Source organism: Vibrio marinisediminis, from assembly GCF_014050145.1.
Lineage (GTDB): Bacteria > Pseudomonadota > Gammaproteobacteria > Enterobacterales > Vibrionaceae > Vibrio > Vibrio marinisediminis.
In genome coordinates this window covers 1-228 of sequence record NZ_JACFYF010000414.1, presented here as the reverse complement: position 1 = coordinate 228, position 228 = coordinate 1, and the positions used below count along the sequence as shown (strand labels likewise).

General features: G+C 35.5%; 1 protein-coding gene. It reads right to left on the bottom strand.

What is annotated here, in order from left to right; translation table 11 throughout:
• The coding region (locus H2O73_RS24480; RefSeq protein ID WP_220457800.1) for a hypothetical protein at window positions 1-190 on the bottom strand (190 nt) is incomplete at its 3' end.
• Between the last annotated feature and the right edge of the window lie 38 nt (window positions 191-228).

The window sequence follows — 228 nt, the reverse complement described above, 5'->3', positions numbered from 1 at the left end:
AGCCCATTAATCCCGCTGTTATTAATAAGGGAAGGATATTAGGAATTAAGGACACTATAATCATTCTTAAAGACCTAAACATATAGGCCATGAATAAGGCAATTAATAAAATGGCTAGCGATAAGGAAATGGCTAAATTCTTAACCAAATACTTAGTTCCCCTTTGAAAAACCAATGCTTTTCCGGTCATGGTAACCGTAAACCTATCCTCTGGGAAAACCTTGTTTA